Consider the following 21,029-nt stretch of genomic DNA (forward strand, 5'->3'; position numbering starts at 1 on the left):
AAAAGCATTTCAATCGTTTAATATATTGCTGTTTACAGCAAAAAAGGGAGCTCAAATGAACTCCCTTTTTTTATTGTTGTATCAAAATGTATTTGCTTTTCGATAACTTTTATTTTTCGTTAGCATAACGTCTTGCTACTTCTTCCCAGTTTACTACGTTAAAGAAAGCCTCAATATAGTCAGGTCTTCTGTTTTGGTAGTTTAGGTAGTAAGCATGTTCCCAAACGTCAAGTCCAAGTATTGGAGTTCCTCCGCAACCTACTTCCGGCATTAACGGGTTGTCTTGGTTTGGAGTAGCGCAAACTTCAAGTTTACCACCTTTGTGAACACATAACCAAGCCCATCCTGAACCAAATTGTGTAGCAGCAGCTTTAGAGAATTTTGCTTTGAACTCTTCAAAAGAACCAAAAGCTTTTTCTATAGCAGCTTCAAGTTCACCTGTTGGCTGGCCTCCACCTTTTGGAGAAAGTATTTGCCAAAACAGGTTGTGGTTGTAAAAACCACCACCGTTATTTCTAACCGCACCGTTAGCCGGGTCAAGGTTAATTAAAATATTTTCAATTGTTTTACCTTCTAAGTCAGTTCCTGCTATGGCGTTATTTAGGTTGGTAGTATATGCATTATGGTGCTTTGTATGGTGTATTTCCATAGTGCGGGCATCAATATGTGGCTCCAGCGCATCATACGCATACGGAAGTTTTGGTAATTCAAAAGCCATAATATGTCAAAATTTAAAGATTAATATTAATTTTAATCCAAATTTAGAAATTTTACGCTTTATAATGAAATAAGATTTTGTTATAATTTATCTTACTAAATGCTAATTCCATAAAAAAACGAGTGAAAAAAGCTGCTTTTTCAATATACAACGCCTCTGCGGGCTCGGGAAAAACCTATATGCTTGTAAAAGAGTATTTAAAGATACTCCTGCTGGCAGGGAGCGACGATGCTTACAGAAAAATACTGGCCATTACTTTTACCAATAAGGCGGTAGAGGAAATGAAAAACAGGATTATTGCTAACCTGTCTGAATTTTCTAAAGACGAACCCGATGTTAAAGCGGAAGGTTTGATGAAAACACTTTCGGTTGAAACCGGACTCTCGCTGGCTACTATTAAAGATAAATCGAAAGCCATAATTAAACATATAATTCATAATTATGCTTCGTTTGACATTTCTACCATCGATAGGTTTACGCATAAGGTAATACGTGCTTTTGCACACGATCTTAATCTTTCGGTATCTTTTGATGTATCGCTTGAAACAGATAACCTGCTTCAGGAGGCTGTTGATGCTATTATTGCAAAGGCAGGGGAAAATGATGTGCTTACCAACTTGCTTGTAGATTTCTCGGTAGATAAAACAGATAACGACAAGAGTTGGGATGTTACCTACGAGCTGTTTGAAATAGGTAAACTGCTTATTAATGAGAATAACCGTAACGAGGTAGCGCAATTTAGTGATAAACCCATAGAAGAATTTCTTTTTATAAAAGAGAAACTTAAACAGAATATTGAACAACTGGAAGAGGACAGCAGGCAGACTGCCGATGCTATTTTCGCCCTTTTGGAACAAAAAGGGATTGACTTAAAATCATTTTCCAGAGGAACATTCCCTAACCATGTTGGCTATATACAAAAAGGGGAACTTAAATCTACCCATAAAAAATACCACGAACCGGAAGATATAGCAGTAAATAAGGCTGCGAAAGACAGAGAAGTAATCGAGGGTATTTCGGGGGAGTTGATTGCGATGCTAAAAAGGGCTTATGTAAATTATGAGAAAAAGAATTTTTATGAAGCCTTCCTTAAAAATATTACTCCGTTATCACTACTTAATTCCATAAGCCAGGAACTGGAGCGTATCCAGAAGGAACAGAACGTGCTTTCGATATCCGAATTCAATGCTATTATATACAGGGAGATTCAAAATCAGCCTGCACCTTTTATTTATGAAAGATTAGGAGAAAGATACAGGCACTTTTTTATTGATGAGTTTCAGGATACCTCACAAATGCAGTGGTTTAACCTGATTCCACTTATTGACAACTCCCTCGCGTCTGAAGATATGGGAGTAAAAGGTTCGCTTATGGTAGTGGGCGACCCAAAGCAGTCCATTTATCGCTGGCGTGGCGGTAAGGCCGAACAGTTTATAGAACTTAGTAAGGAATACAATCCGTTTTCCAATCCTGATAAGGAAATTATCGAACTGGGACAAAACTACAGGAGTTACAGCGAGGTAATTAATTTTAATAATGAGCTGTTCTCTATGCTGTCGGACGAATTTGATGATCCTGATTATAAGGATTTGTATGCCAATCACAGCAGGCAGGACTTTAATAGTAAAACGGGAGGATATGTAAACATCTCTTTTCTTCCGGAGGTTCAGAAGCAGGATGATGCAGAGGATGCACCCGATAAAAACCAACTGTATCTTGAGACAGTGCTCCAAACCATACAAAAGGTTAGGGAGAAAGGTTTTGCTTACAGGGATATCGTTTTACTTACCCGCAAGAGACAACCGGGGGTGTTGTTGGCTAATTTTTTAACCGAGAATAAAATCCCAATACTTTCTTCGGAAACATTGCTTATTGAAAATGCTGCTGAGGTAAAGCTTATTATTAACCTGCTGCGCTACTTAAAAAGTAATGCCAATAAGGAAGCTAAAGCGCACTTTTTATATTTTGCGGCTACCAGTAAGGGAATGGGAGAGAAAACCCACGACTTTATTAGTGAGGGTATGGAGCAGCCTAATGAAGAACAGCTGGAGGCATGGCTTGAGGAGCATGGTATACATATTTCTTTCAGGAATTGCAGGAAGCGTTCGTTGTATGAAGCGGTGGAGAGTATTATAGATGCTTTTATAAAAAATAAGAGTAACCAGTCGTACGTGCAGTATTTCCTTGATCTTGTATTGGAAAAAGATGTAAGGAGCCAGTCGGGTATATCCGATTTTCTGGAGTACTGGGATAATAACGGATCAAAATTCAGCATTCCGTCTCCTGAAGGGAACGATGCAGTACGTATAATGACTATACATAAATCAAAAGGACTTGAGTTTCCGGTTGTGATTTTCCCTTTTGCCGAAGAGGATTATGCCAAATCACCGCGCAGTAAATTGTGGCTGGAACTGGATGATGAAACCCTTGGTTTTCAAAAAGCACTTATTGACAGTAAAAAGGAGGTGGCAGAATATGGCGAAAAAGCTTCACAGTTATACCATATAAAATCGCAGGAAGAATTACTGGATAACATTAATATACTTTATGTGGCACTTACCCGTGCCGAGGAGCAACTGTATATTATCTCGGGTAAAAACTTTACCTCAAAAGGAGAGCTTACCAATAATATGTCGTCTTATTTTGTAAAGTATCTCATGCAAAAAGGACTCTATAATGATACAGATCTGGAGTACGAGTTTGGTAGCCCCAATAAGATTTCTGATAATGAGGAATATGTTTCATATCAGGAAACTATTAAGGTAGTGGGGGAAAGATTTAGTCCGCGCGGGGTTAAAATCGCACAACGTGAATCGCTTATGTGGGGTACTAACCAATTAAAGGCAATTGAGTTTGGTAATGTAATGCACGAAATACTGTCGTTCATTGAGACAGCTTCAGATATTGATCTTGCTGTTATTAAGGCAATAGAGGCGGGCTTGGTAACTGCTGCTCAGGAACAGGAAATTAAGCAAAGCCTTGAATCTATTGTCAATCATGAAGAACTCAAAGTGTTTTTTGCTGAAGGGGTAACGGTATTTAACGAGCAGAATATAATAAGAAGAAATATACAAAACATTAAGCCCGACAGGGTGGCTGTTAAAGGTAATAAGGCTTGGTTACTGGATTATAAAACGGGAGCACATCAGCCTAAATATGAAAAGCAGCTGGCTGAATATGAAAAGGCACTACAGGAAATGGGCTTTGAAGTTGCTAAAAAAGCATTAGTCTATATAGGAGAAACCATAAATGTGGTACATTTGTCGCAAAATTAGAGTTGATTTACACCATAAAAATATTAAACTGATAAACTATGTACGGAAAAATCAAGAATTATTTAGAGCAGGAGCTTGATGCTATCAAAGAAAACGGATTGTATAAAAAGGAGCGCATTATCGCTTCTCCTCAAGGAGCAGAAATTACCCTTGATTCAGGACAAAAGGTACTTAACTTTTGTGCTAACAATTATCTTGGGCTTTCATCTCACCCAGAGGTGATCAAAGCAGCAAAAGATGCGCTTGATACTCACGGTTTCGGTATGTCTTCAGTTCGTTTTATTTGTGGTACACAGGATATACATAAAACACTGGAACAAAAAATAGCTGATTTTTACGGAACAGAAGATACTATTCTTTATGCTGCGGCTTTTGATGCTAACGGTGGTGTTTTTGAACCGCTTTTAGGAGAGGAAGATGCGATTATATCAGACAGTCTTAACCATGCTTCTATTATAGACGGAGTTCGTCTTTGTAAAGCAGGACGCTACCGTTATGAAAATAACAATATGGAAGAGCTTGAAAAGCAACTTATAAAAGCTAACGAAGACGGCAGAAGGTTTAAGCTTATAGTTACTGATGGTGTTTTCTCTATGGACGGTCTTGTGGCTCCTTTAGATAAGATTTGTGACCTTGCCGATAAGTATGATGCTATGGTAATGGTAGACGAATGTCATGCTGCAGGTTTTATAGGTGCTACCGGTAAAGGTACACTTGAGGCTAAAAATGTAATGGGTAGGGTAGATATTATAACCGGTACTCTTGGTAAGGCTTTAGGTGGTGCTATGGGTGGTTACACTACAGCTAAAAAAGAGGTTATAGAGATATTGAGACAACGTTCAAGACCATACCTGTTCTCTAACTCGCTGGCACCTTCAATAGTTGGAGCTTCAATTAAAGTTTTCGAACTATTAAGTGAAAGTACTGAATTAAGAGATCAGTTGGAGTGGAATACCAACTATTTTAAAGATGGTATGAAAAAGGCCGGTTTTGATATTATAGACGGAGATTCTGCTATTGTTCCTGTAATGTTATATGATGCGAAGCTTTCTCAGAAAATGGCCGATAAGCTTCTTGAAAAAGGAATCTATGTTATAGGGTTCTTTTACCCTGTTGTTCCTAAAGATAAAGCCAGGATAAGAGTGCAACTTTCTGCTGCTCATACAAAAGAGCATTTGGATAAGGCAATCGCTGCTTTTACTGAAGTAGGCAGAGAATTAACGATAATTTAACTACATTTTTGGGTTTTAAGTAGGATAATTTGTATTAAATAGTTTTGTTGTTATTTCGTAACACGCTAAATTTGTCTACTATAACCTATTTGTAATTAAAATAAAAAAGTATGAAACATCTTAACAAATTAATCGTTGCTGCATGCATGGCAGTGGGCTTGAATGCTCACGCGCAGGACGAAAACAACCCATGGGCTGTTTCTTTTGGTGTCAATGCAGTTGATACCAGAACAAGCACTGCTGATGATTTTGGTGATAGATTCAGTGAGTTCTTTAATGCTAAGGATCACTGGAACATCATTCCTTCAGTTTCTTATTTAAATGTTTCCCGTTATGTTGGGCAAAACCTTTCGGTTGGTTTAACAGGATCGGTTAATAAAATCGACAAGCTTGTCGTTAAAGGAGACGATGGAGAACGTAGTGTTATCAATCCGGGTGATGTAAGTTACTATGGTCTTGATGCCTCTGTTAAATACAGCTTCATGAACATGATTGGTTCAAAATGGTTTGACCCTGCACTTTATGTAGGTGGAGGTTACACCTGGATGGATGATAATGGAGATGCTACATTTAACTTTGGTGCTCAGTTTAACTTCTGGTTTACTGAGAATGTAGCTTTAACACTTCAGTCTGGTTACAAAAAATCATTTGAGGATGACAGAATGGTACTTCCTTCTCACTTCCAGCACATGGCGGGTCTTACTTTCAAATTTGGAGGAAAAGACACAGATAAGGATGGTATCTACGATAAAGACGATTTATGTCCAAACGAGCCAGGTCTAAAAGAATTCCAGGGATGTCCTGATAGTGACGGAGATGGTATTCCGGATAAAGATGACCAATGTCCAAACGAAGCAGGTACTGCTGAGTTTAACGGATGTCCTGATACAGATGGTGACGGTATTCCTGATAAAAACGATGCTTGTCCGGATGTAGCAGGTGTTAAATCACTACAGGGTTGTCCTGATGCTGACAGTGACGGTATTGCTGATAAAGATGATAAATGTCCAAATGAGGCAGGACCAAAAGAAAACGGTGGTTGCCCATGGCCGGATTCAGACGGTGACGGTGTATTAGACAAAGACGATATGTGTCCTGAAGTTAAAGGTACTGCTGCTAACCGCGGATGTCCTGAAGTTACTGAAGAAGTTATGAAACAACTTAACGACTATGCAAGAACTATTCTGTTCAATAGTGGTAAGGCTACTTTCAAAGAAGAAACTTACGAAGTTCTTGAGAACATGAAAGAAATCTTAAAAGAGTACCCTCACGCTAAATTTAGCTTAGAAGGTCATACAGATAGCGATGGTAGTAATGCACTTAACCAAACTCTATCTGAAAACAGAGCTCAGGCTGTTAAAACTTACCTTGTTGAGCACGGTATTGCTACCGACAGGTTAAGAGCTGTAGGTTTTGGTGAAACTAAACCAATTGCTTCTAACAAAACGAGAGCTGGTAAAGCACAAAACAGAAGGGTTGAAGTTAAACTTATCAAAGATTAAGTTAACCCTCTAAAATAAATTGAAACGCCCCGGAAAAACCGGGGCGTTTTTTTATTTTTATACCATGACACAAAATACTTTTCTGGATAAGCTAAGCGAAAAAATAGTAAGCAGTTACCCTGATAAACTTCAGGATATTGTTATCGTACTTCCTAATAAAAGAGCAAAGGTTTTTCTTTTGGAGGCATTAAAAAGGCAACTTACTACAACTGTTTTTGCGCCGGAGATTATCAGTATCGAAGATTTTGTACAAAACGTTTCGGGTATTAGGGCTATAGATCCTATTGAGCTATTGTTTGAGTTTTATTCGGTTTATCTTGGGCTTACCGAGAAAGAAAAGCAACAGCCTTTTGAAAATTTTGCCAATTGGGGTAAAACCCTGCTACAGGATTTTAACGAGATTGATCGTTACCTGCTAAATCCTAAACACGTACTTTCCTACCTAAAGGATATAGAAGATATTAAGCACTGGTCACTGGATATGGAGAAGAGGACTACCATGATAGAGAATTATCTGGAGTTTTGGAATTTGTTACCAGTGTATTATGATGCGTTGTATGAACATCTGCTTAAAAAAGAGGCAGGATATCAGGGACTGGTGTACAGGGAGGCAGTTGGTAATATCAATCATTTTTCAAACGCTTTTAAGAAACACAAACTGGTTTTTGCCGGGTTTAATGCGCTTAATGCTGCCGAAGAGCGTATTATAAGACATTTGCTTTCATCTGGGCAGGCAGAAATTTACTGGGATATAGATGAAACTTTTTTAAATGACCCTTACCATGATGCAGGGCTCTTTATAAGACGCTTTAAGCAATCATGGAGGGAATACCATACACAGCCTTTTGAGTGGATTGCTAACGATTTTAGCAAAGAAAAGAATATAAAGATTATTGGTACGCCAAAAACGGTTGGGCAGGCAAAAATTGCAGGGCAGCTTGTAGAGAAATTACAGACCGAAGGACACGGGCTGGATAAAACGGCACTGGTGCTTGGGGAAGAAAATATGCTTATCCCTATGCTGTACAGTTTACCAAACAGTGTGGGTAGCCTTAACATTACTATGGGGTACAGTAGCAAGAACAATCCGGCACAGCTGCTTATCCAGAAACTGTTTAAAATGCATACCAATGCCATTAACAGGAGTGAAACCAGTTATACGCTGTATTACAGGGAGGTGCTGGATGTACTAACGCACCCTTTGATAGAACCACATTCGGGAGCTTCTTATCTGGTAGATGTAATCAATAAAAACAATATTACTTTTTTCTCGCTTAATAAACTGTTTGAAATACAGGGGGAGGCTTCGCCTTTCTTTACCCTGCTGTTTGAACGATGGGATAATGATGTGAAATCGGTACTGGGCCGGCTGTCTGATATACTGTTGATGCTTAAAGAGTTTATGGGTAGTGATGATGAGGAGGAAAAAATAGCCAAAGCCTTTTTATATTCGGTATTTAAGGTAATCAATAAACTGATTAATTATACCGACTCACACCCCGAACTGAATAACCTCGCCGTACTTTATACCATTTACAAACAGGTGGTAGAACTGGCTGAGGTTTCTTTTGAAGGCGAACCGTTAACCGGACTTCAGGTTATGGGGGTACTGGAAAGTCGTGTGCTTGATTTTGAAAATGTAATCATCACCTCAATGAATGAGGGGAAATTCCCGTCGGGTAAAACCCAAAACTCATTTATCCCCTATGACGTGAAAAGGGAACTGGGATTGCCTACTTACAAGGAAAAGGACGCGATTTACAGTTACCACTTTTACCATTTGCTTATGAGGGCAAAAAACATTTACCTGCTGTACAATACCGAAAGTGAAGGGCTTGATGCAGGGGAACGCAGCCGCTTTTTGACGCAGCTTGAAATTGAGAAAAAACCACTGCATAATCTTGAGAGTACAATTTACAATGCCTACCTGCCTGATAAGGCTTATGAGCCTATGCTGATACAAAAGTCAGATAAGGTTATGGAGAGACTAAAGGAGATTGCTACTGGTAGAGGTTTTTCACCATCGGCATTAACGGGGTATATCCGTAACCCAATACAGTTTTACTATCAAAGGGTATTGCGTATCCGTGAGGTTGATGAGGTAGAGGAGAGTATTGCTCTTAATACCCTGGGTACTATCATTCATGGTGCATTGGAGGAACTCTACAAACCTTTTCTGGGTAAATTCCTTACCGTTCAGGATATAGACGGTATGAAAGCTCTTGTTGATGATGAAGTGATGCGACAGTTTGTTTTGGTATACAAAGAAGGCGAGATTAAAAAAGGGCGTAATCTGCTCGCTTTTGAGGTGGCAAAGCGTAATGTACACAATCTGCTCAAACAGGAACGAAGGCTGATAGAAGAGGGTGATGCTGTAAAAGTATTGGCTCTGGAAGAAACCTTTGAACGCTGGCTGGAAGACAGCAGGCTGCCTTATGCTGTGAAAATATCGGGTAATATTGACCGTATTGAACAGCGTAATGGTAAAATTAGGATAGTGGATTACAAAACGGGTAAGGTGGAAAAAAACAATCTCGTACTTAAAACATGGGAAGGATTACCTGCCGATATTAAAAACGAAAAGATAATACAGCTGCTTACCTATGCTTTTATGTACGAGCCTAACGTAAACGGTATGGAAACCGAAGCTGGGATCATATCTTTCAAGAATATGAAAACCGGATTTATGAACTTCAGTTTTAAGGAAGGTGCTGAGCGTAGTGCGCCGATTGTTAACAGTATTGATATGGATATGCTGGCTCAGTTCAAAACAGAGCTTATAGGGCTGATAAATGAAATTCTTAATCCTGATATTCCTTTTGAGGAAAAACTGGATTAGAACGCTTTGTTTGTTGCTTGTGCAGGATTACAGGATTGCTTTGTAAAACTGTAACAGATCGGTTGTAAGGGCTTCCCTGTTCTCTATGTGTGCCATGTGTCCGTCAGGGTAGGTAATAAGTTTTACTTTAGTACCATCCAGTTGGCTAAGGCTGTCCTGATAATTCATTACCGGATCTTTTTTCCCTAATACTAGTAGTACAGGTATATCTGTAGTGTGCAGTAGTATTTCTCGGTCCTTACGTATTTTCATGCCTTCCAGTGCGGCAACAATTCCCTGAACCGGAGTTTTTAGGGCTTCATTACGCACCGCTTCAATCTCTGCTGTTAGGCGTTCCCTGTTTTCTTCGCTAAAAAGATTAGCAATGGCAAGGCGCACAAAGTTGGCATAACTTTGTTTTACGGCATTAATAGCCCTGTCGCGGTTAAGTTTTCGCTCTTCGCTATCGGCTTTTGAGGTGGAGTTTTGCAATACAATACCTTTAACCATATCAGGATACAACTCGGCTATTGCCAGTGCCACATATCCGCCCATAGAATGCCCTGTAAAAACAGCTTCGGTTATTTCTAACTCTTCCAGTACGGCATATACAACATCTGCCATGTCTTCCATAGTGTGAATGTAACCTATGCAGTCGGTTTGCCCATGTCCCAAAAGATCTACAGTAATAACACGGTAGTATTTGGAGAACTCGGTTATGTAGTGTTTCCACATATTACTGTTTTCCAAAAAGCCATGTAATAACACAAGGGCAGGACCGTTTCCGGTATCGGTATAACTTACAGTCGAGTTTTTATAGTGGATATGTTTCAACTTGTTTTGTGTGAGGGATTAGGGGTAATTGACTGCAAAATTAATCTATCTGTATAGAAAAGAGCAAGCAAAGTTTTGTTAAATAAGTATATTTGAAATACCTAACACACCTTTTTTATGAACAGACTTGTTATTATAGGCAATGGTTTTGACCTTGCGCACGGCTTACCAACCGGATATTCTGATTTTATAAATGATTTTTGGAGGAATTTCAGAAAGTGTTTGAACACTGAAGATTATAAGAGTATTTTGGAGATAAATGAAAGCTTTGTAAATTTTCTAAATTATGGAGAAATCAATTCTTTTAAGGATTTCAAAGCTAATATTCTAGAATATGCAAAAGACTATGGTTTTTCTTTTCATGATGGAGGTAATCAAGGAATTTTACAGCAACATCAAAACAGGATAACCTTAATTAAATATAAAAATTATTTTTTCAAGATTATAAATGAATTACACTCTGTTCAGAATTGGATTGATATAGAAAATTTATATTTTAAAATTCTGAAAGATTGCTTAGAGGATTCTACATTAAATAATTATCATACAGATGTTACAACTTTGAATAAAGAATTTGAACAAATAAAAGTATTGTTTGAAAAATACTTAAGTCTAAAAGTTAATGATAAATATGATTTCAAATCGCCTCCTGAAAAAACAACTTTTCTTACCAAGTTATTCGATGTTAAATCGAGAGATAATGATTTATATTTAAGAGAGTTTAGTTATGGAGATAGGGGGAAAGTAAAAGAGAACTTAAAAGAAGTAGAGTTAAACCTATTGTTAGACAAGGAAGAGAGAGAGCAATGTTTACTTTTAAATTTCAATTATACGGCAACAGCCGATAATTATTGTAAGATTATGAATATGGATTCTGTTAAGTACGGAAAGTGTAGAATAATCCAAATTCATGGAAGGTTAAATGATCCTGAGAATAAAATCAATTTTGGTTTTGGCGATGAAATGGATGATGATTACAAAAAGATTGAGAATAAGGATGATAATGAGTATCTACGAAATATAAAATCGTTTCAGTACCTACAAAATTCAAATTATAAGGATATGCTTGATTTTGTTGAAAGTGAGATATTTCAGGTATATATAATGGGGCACTCCTGTGGATTGTCTGACAGGATTTTATTGAATAAGATATTCGAACATCATAATTGTAAATCGATAAAAGTATTCTATTATAAAAATGGTGACTGGGATAACTATACAGAGATAATACAAAACATATCCCGCCATTTTAATAAAAAAGAAATGATGCGTGAAAAGATTGTCAATAAAACCCTATGCCAGCCTTTACCACAAGAAATAAGGTTTAAAGAAAAAAATAACGGCTCATAATTATGAGCCGTTATTTTTTTATATCGCAATTAACCAGTATTAGTTACTGATTCATTAAGCTTTCAATCTCATCTGCTTCAATAGGGATATTGCGCATCAGGTTAAACGGCTCGCCGCTTTCCTGTATTACCACATCATCTTCAAGACGGATACCAAAACCTTCGGCAGGGATATAAATTCCCGGTTCAACGGTAAATACCATATTCGGTTTCATTGGCTCAACCAGTAAACCGTAATCGTGAGTATCAAGACCTAAGTGGTGAGACGTACCGTGCATAAAGTACTTTTTGTACGCAGGCCAGTCCGGATTTTCGTTCTGTACATCAGCTTTATCTAAAAGACCAAGACCTAAAAGCTCTGAAGTCATTATTTTACCCACTTCCACATGGTACTGTTTCCATAGTGCACCAGGTACAAGCATTTTTGTAGCCTCGTCCTTAACACGTAGTACGGCATTGTATACCTCTTTCTGCCTGTCGGTAAAACGACCTGATACTGGTATAGTACGCGACATATCACTTGAATAGTTGGCATATTCGGCACCTACATCAAAAAGAATCAGTTCGCCCTCACGGCATTGCTGGTTGTTCTCCACATAGTGCAGTACGTTAGCATTTGCCCCCGATGCGATAATAGGTCCGTAAGCAAACCCTTTAGAACGGTTACGGATAAACTCATGGATAAATTCGGCTTCAATCTCATATTCCATTACACCCGGTTTGGTGAACGAAAGCACTCGGCGGAAACCTTTTTCGGTAATATCACAAGCCTTCTGTAGTAAGTCAAGCTCTTCACTTTCCTTAATAGAACGAAGGCGTTGCAGTATAGGGTTGCTTTTTGCTACCTGATGTGCAGGGTATTTTTCTTTCCACCATTTTACGAAACGTGCCTCGCGTGTTTCTGTTTGTACAGATGAACGGTAGTGCTCGTTTGTATTAATGTACATGGTATCGCAGTAAGTCATTACCTCAAAAAGAACCTTTTCGAAGTCCTGTAGCCAGTATACGCTTTTAATACCCGATACTTCAAAAGCACGGTCTTTAGTTAGTTTTTCACCTTCCCAAACAGCAATGTGTTCGTTTGTTTCACGAAGGAAAAGTATTTCGCGCAGGTGCTCATATGGAGCATCCGGGCAAAGTAAAAGTATGCTTTCTTCCTGGTCTACACCGCTTAGGTAAAAAATATCACGGTGTTGCTGGAAAGGTATTGTGCTGTCGGCACTAATAGGATAAATATCGTTTGAATTGAATACCGCAACGCTTTTCGGTTTCATTTCTGCCGTAAATTTTTTACGGTTCTTTATAAACAGGTTGCGGTCTATCTGATGGTATTTCATGATAAACGTTTTTAATTTTGAATACCAAAAGTACTAAGATTAAAACGAAATAATGTTAAACGAATAGGGGAGTTTTTTATATTTACTAAAATTAATAGCCACATCATGAGAAAAATGTATTTCGTTTTAGCTGCTTTCCTGTTGGTTTCATCAGTTGGCAGTGCACAAATGAGAAAAAAGGACACGGCAGAACTTGAAACGGCTAAGTATGCAGGGAAATATACCTACGGTGAAGGGACTGACTTCGGGAACGGGGAGGTGCTTGTATATCCGGAGAGTGATTCTACCATTCTTTTCTATATTAATATTGAAGTGGGAGAGCCTTCGTACAATATGGGTGACCTGTATGGCAGGGTAAGCATTGTTGACGGGAAGGGTGTTTTTGAGCGTAAAACACAATATTCTGATGATGGATGTAAATGGAGTATGACCTTTATCGATGATAAACTGATTATTGAGATTTTAGACGAGCAATATGAATGTGGCTTCGGGTATGGGGTTTATGCCGATGGTGAATATGCCCGTAAAAATAATATCATACCGGAGTATTTTATCGATTTTGCCGATAAGAAACATTACTTTAAAAATCTTAAAGTTGAAGATGAATAACAGGTGTTTAGGCTTTTTGATTGTTATGGTTCTTTTTCTTTCCGGTTGTGAGAAGAAAAAAGAAACTATTGAGAGCGAGGTTCCGGTTACTGCTGTTTCAGATACAGTCACTGTTGCTGCTGATGGCAATATTGACCAACAGGATCGTTATGAGCCTCAGCAGAAATCTATTGACGATGAAGGGACTGTGTTTCTTGATGATGTTACATTTAAGGTTTTGTCTGAATTTACAGACAATGTGTCATTTGAGCAGAAAGTTGAAGGTTCAGGAAGAAATGTAAAATTGTTTTACAGAGAAAAAGTAATTCATCTTATTAATACTAAATTACAGGATACAATCACTTTTAGGAAGGAGGATTTTAAAGATAAACTCCCTGATTATGATAATATGATTTTACAATCGGTGCTGATTGATTTTGAAATTATTAATAAACCAATTCCGTTGGTTGTTACGTTTTGTATGCCTGATAGTGATTATTGCTACTTCTTTGATGTTCGTTTTACCAATGGTGCTTTGCAGTATGAAATGATTAATTTAGAGATAGATGGTTAGGAGTATGAGGGATAAATGATTTCTTTACGTTTTTTACTTTTGAAATGTTTTATGACTGATATAGAGAATGTTTTTTCAATTTTTCATGATGGGTGTATTTCTGGATATAGTGGGGATATGACCTTACTCAATTTGAAAATAGAATGTACCTATTTGGCAGAATTGATAAATTTAAACTATAGTTTTTTTTACATAAAACTGTTTGAGGTTAGTCATCTCAGTTTTCAAACATGGCATAATCTTATTGATTTAGCGACAGAACTTGTAATTAAGCCTGAAAAAATTTTTCAGGCAGAACTTGAAATTTTAAGTGCTAATATAAAAGACGATGTGGTCGAGGTAATATGCAATCAGTATGATAAGACTTTTGACTATTGTGGTGGCGTTTTAAGGATTTCGGCTAATAGAATTGAGATTTGTGACGAGAAAATGAACACTATTTCGCTTGATGAACTCTCTTCAATATGTGATAAGTATTGGGATACATTCCGTTAATAGCGTTACTCTACCCACTTATAATATCTTGCACCTGTTAAGTTAGGTTTTTCTTTTTCTATATGGTCTAAAACCCATTCGTTATGAGGTTGTAGCAGGCTTGTTTGCTGTTCTTTTTTATGTAATGCCAAATAGGTTTCAAAATTGATTTCATGGCTTTTGGCAAGCGTTTCAAAAAGCTGGGCTTTTTCTGTTGCTGCCTTCCATCTGTTTTGTATTGTTCCCTCAAACACTTTTGATTTAGAGCCACTACCGTAGGCAAGGAACCCAAATGTTTTTCCGGTAACGTCATTACCCTTTTCGTTATACTGACTTAGCGCTGATAACAGTCCCATAAATACAGAGCCGGTATAAAGGTTACCTATAAGCGATGATGCCGGTTCGGCAGGCTGCATTTTGTGGTTTACAAAACTCCTGTATTCATCGCTTTTGCTTATTTCTTTCAGTTTGATAGCATAGTCTTCGCTTCCTTCTGTTAGAATAGGTGTTTCTGCATCGAGTGCAAATATCTCACTAAACATCCTGCGCCCCTGGTAAGCATAGGGTAGGTGCATTATAATGCTTTCCCATCTGTCATAAAGAGAACCTATAATATTGTTAGCTTCCTTAAATCTAAAGTAAGCTTCACGGGTACGGTCAGTATAACATTGGTTGGAATACTGTCCGTCAAATACCGGCTGATCTTTGTGTATTTCAATTTCTGCCTCAAGGTTGCCAAACCATTCGTCGTTATTCGTGTTGCCGTTTATGTCTTGTTTTTCTATGGTGCGGTATGGTTTAAAAAAGTCGAATACCCCTTTTGTGCTAACAGTCCACTTGTGGTTAAAGGCAATGATCCTTGGGTTAGCGGTTACAAGCATGGCAAGTGCGCCTGCGCCCTGAGTATATTCTCCGGTCGATTCCAAATCATACTTGGCAATATCACTGGTAATAACCACTGCTTTTTGTTCCGGATTCAGCCGTACATAATCAATACAGTTTTGCAAAGCGTCTACGCCACCTATACAGGCAAAGGTTAAATCTACCGTATCGCAATGTGAAAAACTGCCTTCACCATGCAACTGCTCCATTAATGTTACTACAAACGAACCTATAGGTTTAGAACTGTCAATGCCGCTTTCTGTACCTATATAAATACGCGAAATCTCTTTCGGATTAAGATTATTCTCTTTTATAAGCCTGGTAAGTGCATTAGCTGCAAAAACAACAGTGTCCTGATGAGCGTCGGGCAATGTCATTTTTAATAGCCCCAGTCCTTTTTCAAGTTTATCGGGATCTATATTCCTTGCTTTGGCAAGCGTTGTAATAGGTAAGTGTAGTTTTGCTATATCAAATGCGATAGCATCTATTCCGGTAGTCATTGTATTCTGTTTTGAAAGGTAAAATTACACAGACCAGTCTAATAATATGTTTAAAAATATCTGAATACGGCATTTTTGCGGATTTGAGAATAAACAGGGCTAAAATTTTACAATGTATTAATTTTAAAACACAGTTTTATATCTTAATTTAGTCCCGTTTAAAATACCACTATCCTATGGAAAAATTACTGGCATTACTGCTGTTTTTTGCCTTAGCTGCTCAGGCTCAGTATAAACAGCCCTACCAACTTTACACTAAAGACGGGAAAAAGACAACGTACAAGAAGCTTTTAAAGAAATCAGGTGAAGCCCAAGTAGTGCTTTTTGGCGAATATCATGACAATTCGCTTGTGCACTGGCTTCAGTTGGAGTTTACAAAAGATATGGCTGCCCAAAAATATCTTGTGCTGGGAGCAGAGATGTTTGAAGCCGATAATCAGGACGAACTACAGCAGTATCTTGACGGTAAGATAGATCAAAAAGCACTTGATACCGTTGCTCGTTTATGGAGTAATTATAAAACTGATTATAAGCCTATTGTTGACTATGCAAAGGAAAATAATATTCCTTTTATAGCTACCAACGTGCCGCGTAGATATGCAAGCCAAGTGTACAAGCAGGGAATTGAATCGCTGGAGGCACTTAGTGATGATGAAAAAAGCTGGATAGCACCTTTACCAATACCGTATGACGGAACATTACCTGGGTATAAAAAGATGATTGAAATGATGGGCGGCCATGGTGGTGAGAACATGCCAAAGGCGCAGGCTGTTAAAGATGCAACCATGGCGCATTTTATTACCGAAAATATTAAGGATGATTATGTTTTTATCCATTTTAACGGAACGTATCACAGCGATAATTTTGAGGGTATTTCGTGGTATTTAAAACAAAATGATCCTGATGTAAAGGTGATAACAATATCATCGGTTTCTCAAAAAGAGGTGTCAAAACTGGAAGAGGAAAATATGGGTAAAGCCGATTTTATACTGGTTGTCGATGAGGATATGACCAAAACCCATTAATAGCTTACGGATAATAAGCTAAAAATGTATAATCGTATTGTGATTTTATTGTACTTTTTAAAGTTTTTTAAGATTAAAAAGATATTTCGCAAAATTTTACTGAAAAAAATGCATAAAATCGCCCTACTTTATACTGATTATAAATTAGCTCTCAAAGGTTGTAGTTAATTTCTTTTACCTTTATTTTTGTATGATTTTTTAAAAAACTATATTTCACAAATACTATGGCAAAATCTGCACTATTGAAGTCGTCGCTTGCAAAAAAATACTGGATGGCTTTGACAGGTTTATTTTTATGTTTGTTCTTAATCGGACACTTAATAGGTAACCTTCAATTGCTTGCAACAGGAGAAAACGCGGCTCTTAATTTCAACAAGTATGCGTTGTTTATGACAACTAACCCGGCAGTAAAATTACTGTCTTACCTAACTTACTTCTCAATCCTTTTTCACGCTGTAGACGGGATAGTGCTTACAGTACAAAACAAAAAAGCAAGGCCTGTAGGCTATGTTAAAAACAGTCCTTCAAGTAATACCGTTTGGGCTTCAAGAAACATGGCGGTTTTAGGTACTTTGATTTTAGTTTTCATCGTTACTCACATGGTTAACTTTTGGGCAGTAATGCATTTTGATAAAAACATGCCGCTTCAAAAAGTTAAGATAGAAGTTAACGGTATGGAGCAGGAGCTTTACCTTACTACAGATGGCGGTTACATGCCGGTAGCCCAGGTTGAGCAGGGCAATATAGAAATTAAGCACAGAACAGAGTTCTATGATGCTAATGCTCATGTAAAAATAAAAGAGGGTTATAAAGACCTTTACAAGGTAACTGTAGATTTCTTTAAACATGAAAAATGGGGCTTAATTGCCACTATATTATATGTATTTGCAATGTTTGTTTTAGCATTCCACCTGTACCACGGGTTTAGCAGTGCTTTCCAGTCATTAGGGCTAAACAATCCAAAATACAATTCACTTATCAAAAATTTCGGAAAAGCATTTTCTGTAGTTGTACCGCTTTTATTTGCTTCTATTCCGGTTTTTATTCACTTTATTCTAAAATAAATCAACATCAATACTATGAAGTTAGATTCTAAAATACCAGAAGGGCATATATCAGAGAAATGGACGAATTATAAAGACCATTTAAAACTGGTTGCTCCAAACAACAGACCTAAAATTGATGTAATTGTTGTAGGTACAGGTTTAGCAGGAGCTTCGGCTGCAGCTTCACTTGGTGAGATGGGGTACAATGTAAAAGCTTTTTGTTTTCAGGATTCTCCACGTCGTGCACACTCTATCGCTGCACAGGGTGGTATCAATGCTGCAAAAAATTATCAAAATGATGGTGACAGCGTTTACAGGCTGTTTTACGATACAATTAAAGGAGGAGATTACAGGGCGCGTGAAGCTAACGTTCACCGTTTGGCAGAGGTTTCCGGTAATATTATAGACCAGTGTGTGGCTCAGGGTGTTCCGTTTGCACGTGATTACGGCGGACTTCTTGATAACCGTTCATTTGGTGGTGTACAGGTACAGCGTACTTTTTATGCTGCGGGACAAACAGGTCAGCAGCTTTTATTAGGTGCTTACTCAGCACTTTCAAGACAAATAGGTCTTGGTCGTGTGCAAATGTACAATCGTCACGAAATGCTTGACATCGTTAAGGTAGATGGTAAAGCTCGTGGTATCATTGCACGTAACCTGCTTACAGGTGAGCTTGAAAGACATTCTGCTCACGCAGTGATTATCGCATCAGGTGGTTACGGTAACGTTTATTTCCTTTCTACAAATGCAATGGGAAGTAATGTAACAGCTGCCTGGAAAATACATAAAAAAGGTGCTTACTTCGCTAACCCTTGTTATGTGCAAATTCACCCAACATGTATTCCGGTTCACGGTACTAACCAGTCTAAGCTTACGCTTATGTCTGAGTCATTACGTAACTCAGGACGTATTTGGGTTCCTAAGAAAAAAGAAGATGCTGAAGCTATCCGTGCAGGTAAATTAAAACCAACACAAATTGCAGAGGCTGACAGAGATTACTATCTGGAAAGAAGATATCCTGCTTTTGGTAACCTTGTACCGCGTGACGTTGCATCAAGAGCTGCAAAAGAGCGTTGTGATGCCGGTTATGGTATTGAGGATAACGATACAAACGAAGGTGTATATCTTGATTTCTCTTCAGAGATCGTGAGTAAAGGTAAACAGGCCGCTTATGCTCAGGGTAACCATAACCCAAGTGATGAAGAGGTAATTAAACTTGGTAAGCAATGGATTGAGGAGAAATATGGTAACCTTTTCCAGATGTACCAAAAAATTACTGACGAAAACCCTTATGAAACACCAATGAAAATTTATCCTGCGGTACACTATACCATGGGTGGTGTTTGGGTTGACTATAACCTGCAAAGTACAATTCCGGGTTGTTTTGTTGCCGGTGAGGCTAACTTCTCTGACCACGGAGCTAACCGCTTAGGTGCTTCTGCACTTATGCAGGGTCTTGCAGATGGTTACTTTGTACTTCCTTACACTGTTTCTGATTACCTTGCTAACGATATTCGTACAGGTAAAATCTCAACAGACTTACCTGAGTTTGCTGAAGCAGAAAACAGCGTAAAATCGCAAATAGATAAATTCCTTAGCAATAACGGTTCTAAATCGGTAGATCATTTCCATAAAAAACTGGGTCACATTATGTGGAACAAAGTGGGTATGGCCCGTAACGAGCAGGGACTTAAAGAGGCTATCCGTGAGATAGACGAGCTTAGAAAAGAGTTCCATAATGATGTTTATGTACCGGGTACTGCTAATGAGCTTAATACCGAGCTTGAAAAGGCACTTCGTGTTGCCGATTTCATGGAGCTTGGTCAGCTAATGGCAATGGATGCTTTACAACGTAAAGAATCTGCCGGAGGTCACTTTAGAGAAGAGTACCAGGATTCTGAAGGGGAGACGTTACGTGATGACGAAAACTTCTCTTTCGTAGGAGCTTGGGAATACCAAGGAGATGATATCAATAAAGAAACGTTGCATAAAGAGGAGCTTAACTATGAGTTCATCAAAATTGCAGCTAGGAATTACAAATAAAAAATTAGAGAGATGGCTTCAAAATATATAAATATAACCCTTAAAATCTGGCGTCAGAAAGATGCTAAATCTAAAGGACAAATAGAGACTTACAAGCTTGATAATGTTTCTACAAGTAGCTCATTCCTTGAAATGCTTGACCAGTTAAACGAGCAGCTTGTAGGAGAGAGAAAAGAACCTGTAGCGTTTGACCACGACTGTCGTGAAGGTATTTGTGGTATGTGTTCGCTTTACATTAACGGTAGGGCTCACGGACCTGATACTAAAATCACTACGTGTCAGCTACACATGAGGTCTTTTAAAGATGGCGATACAATTTATGTTGAGCCATGGAGATCTAAAGCTTTCCCTGTAATCAAAGACCTTATTGTTGACAGAACTGCGTTTGACAGAATCCAGCAGGCTGGTGGTTTCGTTTCTGTAAACACTTCAGGTCGTACTATGGATGCTAACGCTATTCCTGTAGCTAAGCATGATGCAGACAGATCGTTTGAGGCTGCAGCATGTATTGGTTGTGGTGCTTGTGTGGCTAGTTGTAAAAACGGTTCTGCTATGCTGTTTGTAGGTGCTAAAGTATCTCAGTATGCTTTATTACCACAAGGTAAGGTAGAGGCTACTCAGCGTGTACTTAACATGGTAAGACAAATGGATGAGGAAGGATTTGGTAACTGTACTAATACAGGTGCTTGTGAGGTTGAATGTCCTAAAGGGATTTCTCTTGAGAACATTGCCCGTATGAACAGGGAGTACCTTGTTGCAAGTATCAAATAAGAATCATTTTCTATCGATATAAAAAAGCACCCATTCGGGTGCTTTTTTATTTATATGTTGT

The 21,029-nt window shown here is 38.2% G+C and carries 16 protein-coding genes; 12 read left to right on the plus strand and 4 right to left on the minus strand.

What is annotated here, in order from left to right:
* Nucleotides 1-109: 109 nt before the first annotated feature.
* Nucleotides 110-718 carry a superoxide dismutase gene (locus Q763_RS08645; protein ID WP_035133274.1) on the minus strand — a complete coding sequence of 203 codons (609 nt, stop codon included), beginning with the start codon at nt 716-718 and terminating at the stop codon, nt 110-112.
* 122 nt (nt 719-840) lie between these two features.
* Between Q763_RS08645 and Q763_RS08650 the strand changes: the two genes are divergently transcribed.
* From Q763_RS08650 to Q763_RS08665, 4 genes are all read left to right on the plus strand, one after another.
* Complete coding sequence (locus Q763_RS08650) at nt 841-3,993, plus strand: UvrD-helicase domain-containing protein (RefSeq protein ID WP_035133276.1); 3,153 nt, start codon at nt 841-843, stop codon at nt 3,991-3,993.
* A gap of 38 nt (nt 3,994-4,031) precedes the next feature.
* Complete coding sequence (kbl, locus tag Q763_RS08655) at nt 4,032-5,225, plus strand: glycine C-acetyltransferase (RefSeq protein ID WP_035133277.1); 1,194 nt, start codon at nt 4,032-4,034, stop codon at nt 5,223-5,225.
* A 110-nt stretch (nt 5,226-5,335) separates the two neighbouring features.
* Entirely contained in the window at nt 5,336-6,727 is a 1,392-nt protein-coding gene (locus Q763_RS08660; protein ID WP_035133278.1) for an OmpA family protein, read from the plus strand.
* A gap of 64 nt (nt 6,728-6,791) precedes the next feature.
* The gene (locus Q763_RS08665; RefSeq protein WP_035133279.1) at nt 6,792-9,566 is read left to right on the plus strand and encodes a PD-(D/E)XK nuclease family protein; all 2,775 of its coding nucleotides are present in this window, start codon (nt 6,792-6,794) and stop codon (nt 9,564-9,566) included.
* A gap of 27 nt (nt 9,567-9,593) precedes the next feature.
* Here the strand turns inward: Q763_RS08665 and Q763_RS08670 are convergent, their stop codons facing one another.
* Nucleotides 9,594-10,379: an alpha/beta fold hydrolase gene (locus Q763_RS08670; protein ID WP_035133280.1), complete on the minus strand. Its 786-nt coding sequence runs from the start codon at nt 10,377-10,379 to the stop codon at nt 9,594-9,596.
* Nucleotides 10,380-10,496: 117 nt separating this feature from the next.
* Here Q763_RS08670 and Q763_RS17715 point away from each other — a divergent pair, with 117 nt between their 5' ends.
* On the plus strand, nt 10,497-11,729 hold the full coding sequence (locus tag Q763_RS17715; protein WP_084596042.1) for an AbiH family protein: 1,233 nt from the start codon (nt 10,497-10,499) through the stop codon (nt 11,727-11,729).
* A gap of 43 nt (nt 11,730-11,772) precedes the next feature.
* Here Q763_RS17715 and Q763_RS08680 read toward each other — a convergent pair whose 3' ends face one another.
* Nucleotides 11,773-13,065, minus strand: a complete 1,293-nt coding sequence (locus Q763_RS08680) for an aminopeptidase P family protein (RefSeq protein WP_035133282.1) — start codon at nt 13,063-13,065, stop codon at nt 11,773-11,775.
* A gap of 105 nt (nt 13,066-13,170) precedes the next feature.
* On the opposite strand from Q763_RS08680, the gene Q763_RS08685 reads away from it, so the two are divergent.
* From Q763_RS08685 to Q763_RS08695, 3 genes are all read left to right on the plus strand, one after another.
* Entirely contained in the window at nt 13,171-13,674 is a 504-nt protein-coding gene (locus Q763_RS08685) for a hypothetical protein (protein ID WP_035133284.1), read from the plus strand.
* Nucleotides 13,667-14,227, plus strand: coding sequence for a hypothetical protein (locus Q763_RS08690; protein WP_035133286.1), 561 nt, complete (start codon nt 13,667-13,669; stop codon nt 14,225-14,227). The genes Q763_RS08685 and Q763_RS08690 overlap by 8 nt, the downstream gene beginning before the upstream one ends.
* Before the next feature lie 153 nt (nt 14,228-14,380).
* Entirely contained in the window at nt 14,381-14,722 is a 342-nt protein-coding gene (locus Q763_RS08695; RefSeq protein WP_157499392.1) for a hypothetical protein, read from the plus strand.
* 5 nt (nt 14,723-14,727) lie between these two features.
* Here the strand turns inward: Q763_RS08695 and Q763_RS08700 are convergent, their stop codons facing one another.
* Nucleotides 14,728-16,083, minus strand: a complete 1,356-nt coding sequence (locus Q763_RS08700; RefSeq protein ID WP_035133290.1) for a hydroxymethylglutaryl-CoA synthase family protein — start codon at nt 16,081-16,083, stop codon at nt 14,728-14,730.
* A gap of 176 nt (nt 16,084-16,259) precedes the next feature.
* Between Q763_RS08700 and Q763_RS08705 the strand changes: the two genes are divergently transcribed.
* From Q763_RS08705 to Q763_RS08720, 4 genes are all read left to right on the plus strand, one after another.
* The gene (locus Q763_RS08705) at nt 16,260-17,108 is read left to right on the plus strand and encodes a ChaN family lipoprotein (RefSeq protein WP_084596043.1); all 849 of its coding nucleotides are present in this window, start codon (nt 16,260-16,262) and stop codon (nt 17,106-17,108) included.
* A gap of 224 nt (nt 17,109-17,332) precedes the next feature.
* Nucleotides 17,333-18,172 (plus strand): succinate dehydrogenase cytochrome b subunit, encoded by an 840-nt coding sequence (locus Q763_RS08710; protein ID WP_035133292.1) that lies wholly within the window; start codon nt 17,333-17,335, stop codon nt 18,170-18,172.
* 15 nt (nt 18,173-18,187) lie between these two features.
* Nucleotides 18,188-20,197 carry a fumarate reductase/succinate dehydrogenase flavoprotein subunit gene (locus tag Q763_RS08715; RefSeq protein WP_035133293.1) on the plus strand — a complete coding sequence of 670 codons (2,010 nt, stop codon included), beginning with the start codon at nt 18,188-18,190 and terminating at the stop codon, nt 20,195-20,197.
* A 12-nt stretch (nt 20,198-20,209) separates the two neighbouring features.
* Entirely contained in the window at nt 20,210-20,968 is a 759-nt protein-coding gene (locus Q763_RS08720) for a succinate dehydrogenase/fumarate reductase iron-sulfur subunit (protein ID WP_035133295.1), read from the plus strand.
* Nucleotides 20,969-21,029 lie beyond the last annotated feature (61 nt).

It is taken from the genome of Flavobacterium beibuense F44-8 (assembly GCF_000769915.1).
Lineage (GTDB): Bacteria > Bacteroidota > Bacteroidia > Flavobacteriales > Flavobacteriaceae > Flavobacterium > Flavobacterium beibuense.

Excerpts from the sequence above, each read along its gene's own strand:
- Q763_RS08680 (WP_035133282.1), bottom strand. The coding sequence starts at position 13,065 with ATGAAATACCATCAGATAGACCGCAACCTGTTTATAAAGAACCGTAAA.
- Q763_RS08660 (WP_035133278.1), top strand. The coding sequence starts at position 5,336 with ATGAAACATCTTAACAAATTAATCGTTGCTGCATGCATGGCAGTGGGC.
- Q763_RS08665 (WP_035133279.1), top strand. The coding sequence starts at position 6,792 with ATGACACAAAATACTTTTCTGGATAAGCTAAGCGAAAAAATAGTAAGC.
- Q763_RS08685 (WP_035133284.1), top strand. The coding sequence starts at position 13,171 with ATGAGAAAAATGTATTTCGTTTTAGCTGCTTTCCTGTTGGTTTCATCA.
- Q763_RS08690 (WP_035133286.1), top strand. The coding sequence starts at position 13,667 with ATGAATAACAGGTGTTTAGGCTTTTTGATTGTTATGGTTCTTTTTCTT.
- Q763_RS08710 (WP_035133292.1), top strand. The coding sequence starts at position 17,333 with ATGGCAAAATCTGCACTATTGAAGTCGTCGCTTGCAAAAAAATACTGG.
- Q763_RS08700 (WP_035133290.1), bottom strand. The coding sequence starts at position 16,083 with ATGACTACCGGAATAGATGCTATCGCATTTGATATAGCAAAACTACAC.
- Q763_RS08645 (WP_035133274.1), bottom strand. The coding sequence starts at position 718 with ATGGCTTTTGAATTACCAAAACTTCCGTATGCGTATGATGCGCTGGAG.
- Q763_RS17715 (WP_084596042.1), top strand. The coding sequence starts at position 10,497 with ATGAACAGACTTGTTATTATAGGCAATGGTTTTGACCTTGCGCACGGC.
- Q763_RS08715 (WP_035133293.1), top strand. The coding sequence starts at position 18,188 with ATGAAGTTAGATTCTAAAATACCAGAAGGGCATATATCAGAGAAATGG.
- kbl (WP_035133277.1), top strand. The coding sequence starts at position 4,032 with ATGTACGGAAAAATCAAGAATTATTTAGAGCAGGAGCTTGATGCTATC.
- Q763_RS08720 (WP_035133295.1), top strand. The coding sequence starts at position 20,210 with ATGGCTTCAAAATATATAAATATAACCCTTAAAATCTGGCGTCAGAAA.
- Q763_RS08705 (WP_084596043.1), top strand. The coding sequence starts at position 16,260 with ATGGAAAAATTACTGGCATTACTGCTGTTTTTTGCCTTAGCTGCTCAG.